The organism is Microcystis sp. M109S1, from assembly GCF_020247025.1.
GTDB lineage: Bacteria > Cyanobacteriota > Cyanobacteriia > Cyanobacteriales > Microcystaceae > Microcystis.
This window is the reverse complement of record NZ_JADBRW010000290.1, coordinates 1-6664: the sequence shown is the minus strand read 5'-3', so window position 1 is coordinate 6664 and position 6664 is coordinate 1. Positions and strand designations below refer to the sequence as shown.

Annotated in this window: 6 protein-coding genes; 2 read left to right on the top strand and 4 right to left on the bottom strand. The window is 44.3% G+C overall.

Features of this window, described 5'->3' with window-relative positions; all coding sequences use genetic code 11:
• Window positions 1-270 precede the first annotated feature (270 nt).
• Entirely contained in the window at window positions 271-1326 is a 1056-nt protein-coding gene (plsX, locus tag IM322_RS14645) for a phosphate acyltransferase PlsX (protein WP_287673652.1), read from the bottom strand.
• 149 nt (window positions 1327-1475) lie between these two features.
• Here plsX and IM322_RS14640 point away from each other — a divergent pair, with 149 nt between their 5' ends.
• On the top strand, window positions 1476-2768 hold the full coding sequence (locus IM322_RS14640) for a D-alanyl-D-alanine carboxypeptidase (RefSeq protein WP_287673641.1): 1293 nt from the start codon (window positions 1476-1478) through the stop codon (window positions 2766-2768).
• A gap of 220 nt (window positions 2769-2988) precedes the next feature.
• On the opposite strand, the gene argC is transcribed toward IM322_RS14640, so the two are convergent.
• The 3 genes from argC to IM322_RS14625 all read right to left on the bottom strand — a co-directional run bounded on the left by argC (window position 2989) and on the right by IM322_RS14625 (window position 5598).
• Window positions 2989-4050: an N-acetyl-gamma-glutamyl-phosphate reductase gene (gene argC, locus IM322_RS14635; protein ID WP_287673642.1), complete on the bottom strand. Its 1062-nt coding sequence runs from the start codon at window positions 4048-4050 to the stop codon at window positions 2989-2991.
• A gap of 208 nt (window positions 4051-4258) precedes the next feature.
• A complete protein-coding gene (locus IM322_RS14630; protein ID WP_286826371.1) occupies window positions 4259-4522 on the bottom strand; it encodes a DUF3146 family protein in 264 nt (87 codons plus the stop codon).
• 86 nt (window positions 4523-4608) lie between these two features.
• A complete protein-coding gene (locus tag IM322_RS14625) occupies window positions 4609-5598 on the bottom strand; it encodes a DUF389 domain-containing protein (RefSeq protein WP_287673644.1) in 990 nt (329 codons plus the stop codon).
• 112 nt (window positions 5599-5710) lie between these two features.
• On the opposite strand from IM322_RS14625, the gene IM322_RS14620 reads away from it, so the two are divergent.
• Window positions 5711-6556, top strand: coding sequence for an RpnC/YadD family protein (locus IM322_RS14620; protein ID WP_287673648.1), 846 nt, complete (start codon window positions 5711-5713; stop codon window positions 6554-6556).
• Window positions 6557-6664 lie beyond the last annotated feature (108 nt).

The following is a 6664-nucleotide window of genomic DNA, read 5'->3' as shown; positions in this document are numbered from 1 at the left end:
TTTGAGTATTAAGTGAGCAGTATTAAATAGCAGTTTCCTACTGTCTTTTCACTGATTACTGATTACTGTTTACTGATAACAGCAAAAGGCTGACAGCTTAATCTTCACCGTTCACCGACAACTTTTTTAATTGATGATGTCAGTTATCAGTGGGTCAGTCATCAGTGACTAGATTTGAGTATTAAGTGAGCAGTATTAAATAGCAGTTTCCTACTGTCTTTTCACTGATTACTGATTACTGTTTACTGATAACAGCAAAAGGCTGACGGCTTAATCTTCACCGTTCACCGACAACTCTTTTAATTGATGATGGTGGTCATTGTAGGCTTGAATGCGCTCAGAAACGCGATTATCAACGGCATTTTTTGCCTGTCGGATAGCGTTAAAAATTGAAGGCGCTTGGGAACTGCCGTGACTGATCACACAGACCCCATCGACTCCAAATAACAGTGCGCCACCGTGTTCCGCATGATCCATGCGTTGTTTGATCTGTTTAAGATTGGGTTTAATTAAAGCCGTCCCGACTTTACCCTGTATCCCCCTAGGTAATTCCTCTTTGAGAATTTGTAGGATAATTCCCCCCACCGCTTCGGCAAATTTTAACAGGACATTACCGACAAAACCATCGCAGACGATCACATCAAATTGTCCCGATAGCACATCCCGGCCTTCCGCATTGCCGATAAAGGGAATTTGCTGGTTATTTTCTAATAATTCGTAGGTTTTTAGGGCGAGATCGTTACCTTTGCTGGCTTCTTCGCCAATATTGAGTAAACCGACTTTCGGTTCTTCAACACCCATAACGTATTTACTGTAAATTGTCCCCATTAGGGCAAACTGCTCTAAATATTTGGGTTTACAGTCCACATTCGCCCCGACATCGAGGATAATCACCGATTTACCCGCCAACATCGTCGGCAGCACCGCACCGATCGCCGGGCGATCGATTCCTTTTAAACGACCTAAACGCAGTAACGCTGCCGCCATGGCTGCCCCGGAGTGACCGGCGGACACCACCGCATCGGCGCGATTTTGTTTGACTAAATCCATGGCCACATTAATCGAGGCCGCTGGTTTGCGACGGATAGCGGTGATCGGTTCTTCGTCCATGGCCACCACTTGCTCTGCGTGGACGATGGTGAGATTCTTGGGACGGGGATGATGCTGGAAATAAGCCTCAATCCGTTCAGAATCGCCGACTAATAATACTTCTACATCTAATTCTTCGGAAGCTCGCATCGATCCCGCGATAATCTCGTTGGGAGCGTGGTCACCTCCCATCGCATCTACCGCGATTCTTGCCCGATTTAATGCCGTTTCTGCCATTGAGTCAGTGGGATAGAAATCTTTAATAAGTTGAGCGGCAGCTCTTGACAAAAGCTGGCCGATCGAGGATTAGTGTTTTCTGATCGAGCAATTGTTAAAAATTACCAATCATCTCTATACAATAAGGCATCATTGCGATTAAGGAAAAGATGTTCTCAGTTTTTAATTTGGCAGTTTTCGGCTTTCTCTTGGGTTGGTTGGGGGGGCAATCCCAACCGATCGCCAATATTCCCCTAATTTCTTGGCAAAATCAACCTATTTTCCACCTTCCCACCGCTCCCGATCCCCGGGTGGCGGCGATCGTGGCCGATTATCTGCAAGACTTGACTAAAAAAGGTTTAAACTCTAGTCAACAACGGGTCTTAATTGAGACGGAATGGGCTGATTTAGCTGATCATCAGGGTAATCTGCCCGCTTCGGGGGCCTCTTTAACTAAAATCGCCACTACTCTCGCCGCCGTGGAAACCTGGCCTCTCGATCATCGTTTTGCTACTCGTTTTTACAGCACGGGAGAGGTAAAAAACGGGGTGTTAGAGGGAGATTTAATTATTGAAGGGGGAGGGGATCCTCTGTTTGTCTGGGAAGAAGCGATCGCAGTGGGCAATGGCCTCCATCAATTAGGCATCCGTCAGGTCAAAGGCGATCTGATCGTTACGGGTAAATTCGCCATGAATTTTCAAACCGATCCCCTCAAAGCGGGAGAATTGCTGAAAATTGGGCTTAATCAATCGAAATGGTCAAAAGAAACCCAAAAAGCTTTTCAGAGCCTTCCTAGCGGCACACAAGCCCCACAGGTGAAGATTTTGGGCATGGTTCGAGCCAGTCAAATTCGCCCCGAAAATGCCCGATTATTGTTGCGTCATCAGTCCTTGACTTTAACGGAACTGTTGCGTCAGATGAATATTTATAGTAATAACGTCATGTCAGAAATGTTAGCGGAGTTGCTCGGCGGCCCGGCGGCAGTGGACGCAATTAATACTAAAATTACCGGGGTAGGAGCGGAGGAAATTCAATTAATTAATGGTTCGGGATTGGGTGTAGAAAATCGCTTGTCTCCCCGGGCAGTTATTGAGATTCTCAAGGCCTTGGATCGCAAGTTAGCCAATCAACCGATACAAGTCGCCGATTTATTTCCGGTGGGGGGACGCGATACCAAAGGAACTATGCAGTGGCGCGCCATTCCCAAAGGAGTGATGATTAAAACTGGAACTTTGGCCCAAGTTAGCGCTTTAGCCGGAGAAATTCCCACCCAAGAAAGGGGTAAAGTTTGGTTTGTGATTATGAATGCTGGTAGTAGCAATATCGAGGGATTCAGAAATCAGCAGGATCGAGTTTTACAAGCTTTAGATCAACACTGGCAAATTCTCCCGGAAGCCACTAAAGGATCGATTCCGCCAAGGGCCTTTTTAGGTGATCCTAGTCGGGTAAGTCAGGGTTTCTAAGGGGTTGATATCAACTTGACAATCAAATTTAGTTTGGTGGGGAGGAACTTTGAGAAGGTTTTGGACTTACTTTTCTGGAGAAGCTGACTACTTTTCTGCCACTCTCTCCTTGCCTTTGCTGCCAATCGGCAAACATCGTATCTCAATCATAGTGACAAAATTTTGCCAGTTTTTCCTGAAATTGAGCAAAGGATGCGTGGTTAAACGCATCCAGAAATTTTTAAGGATAAAAACACATTTGCGGCAAAGCAAGGGATTCTTCCCAACCCATCATGAGATTGAGACATTGTACCGCTTGTCCCGATTGTCCCTTAACTAAATTATCGATCGCTGACATCACTATCACTCGATCGGTTCTCGGATCCACTTCAATACCGAGATAACATAAATTAGTGCCACAGGCCCATTTAGTTTGCGGATAGACTCCCCCCGGTAGGATTTTGACAAAGGGAGAAGCGCGATAAAAAGCATTGTAGATAGTGATCAAATCATCCCGCACCAGATTGGGATCCCGCAAAGTTGCATAGACTGTGGACAGGATACCCCGGACCATAGGCATTAAATGGGGAGTGAACTGAACGCGCACCTCATGACCGGCTAAATCACTGCAAATCTGCTCGATTTCAGGAGTATGACGGTGTTTTCCCGCTACATTATAGGCCCCGATCGAACTATCTGCTTCTGCCAATAACATATTAATCTTAGCTTGTCTTCCTCCCCCCGAAGTTCCCGATTTGGCATCAATAATCGTGGTTTCCGGGACAATTAAACCCTGTTTTAACAGGGGAGAAATCGCCATTAAACTAGCAGTAGGATAACATCCGGGGCAACCGATCAAAGAGGCATTTTTAATATCTTCCCGATAAAGTTCCGGTAAACCGTACACAGCCGTAGATGCGATCGCTTGATCCTGACGTTCCTTGCCATACCATTTACTATAGGTTTCTAGGCTAGTAAAACGATAATCTGCCGACAGATCCAACACTTTACACCCTTTAGCGATCAAAGGAGGAGCTAAATCACAGGCTAAACCATTGGGTAAACCCAAGAAAACCACTTGACAACGGGAGGCAATTGTCTCTAAATCGATCGCCTCCACATTAAGATTAATACTATGACCGAGATGGGGATATAAATCACTGTAGGGTTTCCCCGCACTACTATCGCCCCCCAGATAGACTAATTCGACAAGGGGATGTTCTTTGAGCAAACGTACCAACTGTACGCCACCATATCCCGAAGCGCCGACAATACCCACTGAAACCTTCTGTCCTTGCGTCATTTCCCTTATTCCTAAAAATTCTTATCGTTAATATAACGCTTTAGTATGGCTGAATTTTAGCCTAACCAGCAGGATTTAAATCAAAAAACTTCCTGTAAAAATCTAGTATCTCGGCCGGGTTGTCCATAAACCGTCAATTTCTCTTGATCAATAGGCAGTTATCTTAATGATGAGGTACGAAGTTTTCGTTTGAGGGAATCTGTCATATTTACAATTTTGAGCGCACTGTAAATTCATAATCTCCTCCCGGTTCTAATTGATAATCGTAGCGTTCTAAAAACCGATTCAAGGGTTCAAAAATCAAAGCCCTACCTAGGGAAGGTTGTACTAATAACTTGCCTTGAAGAAAATGCCATTGAAAACGCCATTGATATTGTTCCGTCCGCACTTCTCCCTCTAATTTACCCGTTTGCCAAGATTGCTTAATTATCCGCACATAAGCCGTGCTTTCTGGTCGATTGCCGCTACTCACCTGAACTCTACCTATAGATTAAATATCAAACATTAAGATAGCGAATTAATCCTTGTTTGTCATTACTTGAGCTAATTTTCTCGACTTTATTCTGGGGCAGTGACTTCATTAACCTTAGAAACCAAGACATTTAATTGAAAAGGTCGCCCCATTTCCTGAGTAATGAATTCTTCCAACAATTCTACCTGTCTGGGGGTAATACTTTCCGCAGTTCTTACTACTAATCTCACCCGGGGAGGTTGCTTGAGCCAATTAATCGAAGATTCCAATAATTCTGCCCGTTGAAAAGTAATCGTTCGTTGTAATAAAGCTTTTTTGAGCAACCTTTCTAAGCGAGCTTGATTGGCCAGAGTTGCAAAACTTATTCCTAACGGAATTAGCAAAACTGCTGTCAGGATAGAAGTCAAAATTAGAGCGTTACGCGCCCGATGAAAATTAGAATAACCTGCCAGCAAAAAGACCAACAAACAGGAGAGAGCAATGCCTAATAAATTGGTAATATATAACAGAGTTGCCCCCAAACTTAGGACCCAATTCCCTTGGGATAATCCTAAACCAATCGTACAAACTGGCGGCATTAAAGCCACGGCGATCGCTGTTCCCGCTAAAGTACCTGAAATTTTCGGTTCTATTTTAGCATAACCACTGATTGCCCCCGCGGTAATTGCTACTCCTAAATCTAAAAGATTCGGTTGAGAACGAGCTTGAATTTCACTACCAAATTCAGAAATTCCGATCAATAATCCCAGCAACCAAGCTATCGCTAAAGCGATAATCGTACCGACTAAAATTGCCAAGGCCGACTTACGAATTAATCGCCAACTGCCAATTAAACCACCAAAAGCAAGACTACGAATCGGCAACATCAAAGGGGCAATAATCATCGCCCCAATAATCACTGCCGCACTATTGGCGACTAAGCCAAAGGTAGCGATCGCACAAGAACTGACAATCAAAGCTAGATAGGGAAAATCGAGGGACGCTTCTAACCATAAATCGCGCCACATAGTCCGCGATTGTTGCCAGGTCAAGGGTTTTCTTGAGAACCACGAGTAGGGCCGTTCTTTTCTCGTCATGGGGCTGAGGAAGATTGACTTTTCTTTTACTTATAGCTTTTTTTGTCTAATCAATGTATATTTGTCTCATTTTCTTTAACTAATCTTACGTTTTTTTTCTTCCCCTCCATTGATGAAACCTCATGACCAATTTGCTAAAAACTATCTGGAAGAATTATTATCGCCTCTAGGCCAGGTAGAAATTAGCAAGGAAATTACCGACGAAAACCGACAAATTGATCTATTTTTTTCGCCTCATCCAGATCGGCAAATAACTGTCGATAATCTAGGATTATTAGGTCAAATTGCCCTAAATAGCACTCTCCTAGAACCCTATCGTAATTCTCCCACTCGTGCCGATGTGCGTAATTGTCTGGCGAAATTAACCGCCGTTTTTGCTGAACTACAGCGACAGGCCAAACGAGAAAATAGCCCCTACAATGAGGAAAATTTGCCCCGTTTATGGATTCTTGCCCCTCTGGTTAGTGAAACTATATTAAACGGTTTTGGGGCGGCCTTAGACCCGAATTGGCCCGAAGGGGTGTATTTCTTGCCTCCTTTACAGCGCACGGCTATTATTGTGATCAATCAACTTCCTGTTAATTTTCACACCCTCTGGTTAAGGTTATTGGGTAAGGGTAAAACTCAGAATCAAGCCGTGCGAGAGTTGCTAGAATTACCAATAGGGAACAACTACCGTCAAAATGTCATAGAACTATTAGTTAGTTGGCGGGTGAGCGTGGAAATACAAAATATTTTAGAAGAAGAAGATCGAGAGGTGTTTATGACGTTATCCCAAACTTATCTGGAATGGAAAGAAGCAGTGAGACGACAAGCTCTTGAAGAAGCTCTTGAAGAAGGTCTTCAAGCAGGTCTTCAAGCAGGTCTTCAAGAGGCGCGTCGGGGGATGATCGAAAATTTACTACAAGTGCGCTTTGGACAGTTAGTTGACATCCTCACCGCCGTAAACGGACGGTGATTCCCAAACCTCACGATTTAGGTTTCTGCTTCTTTCCCTTGCGGGGTTTCGCACCTGCCTTAACAGATTTACTCTGTTCTGGTCTTATGGTCGCTCTACAGACTGACA

Bases quoted from the DNA above. Each gene is read 5' to 3' on its own strand.
- IM322_RS14640 (WP_287673641.1), top strand. From the start codon at position 1,476: ATGTTCTCAGTTTTTAATTTGGCAGTTTTCGGCTTTCTCTTGGGTTGG.
- IM322_RS14625 (WP_287673644.1), bottom strand. From the start codon at position 5,598: ATGACGAGAAAAGAACGGCCCTACTCGTGGTTCTCAAGAAAACCCTTG.
- plsX (WP_287673652.1), bottom strand. From the start codon at position 1,326: ATGGCAGAAACGGCATTAAATCGGGCAAGAATCGCGGTAGATGCGATG.
- argC (WP_287673642.1), bottom strand. From the start codon at position 4,050: ATGACGCAAGGACAGAAGGTTTCAGTGGGTATTGTCGGCGCTTCGGGA.
- IM322_RS14620 (WP_287673648.1), top strand. From the start codon at position 5,711: ATGAAACCTCATGACCAATTTGCTAAAAACTATCTGGAAGAATTATTA.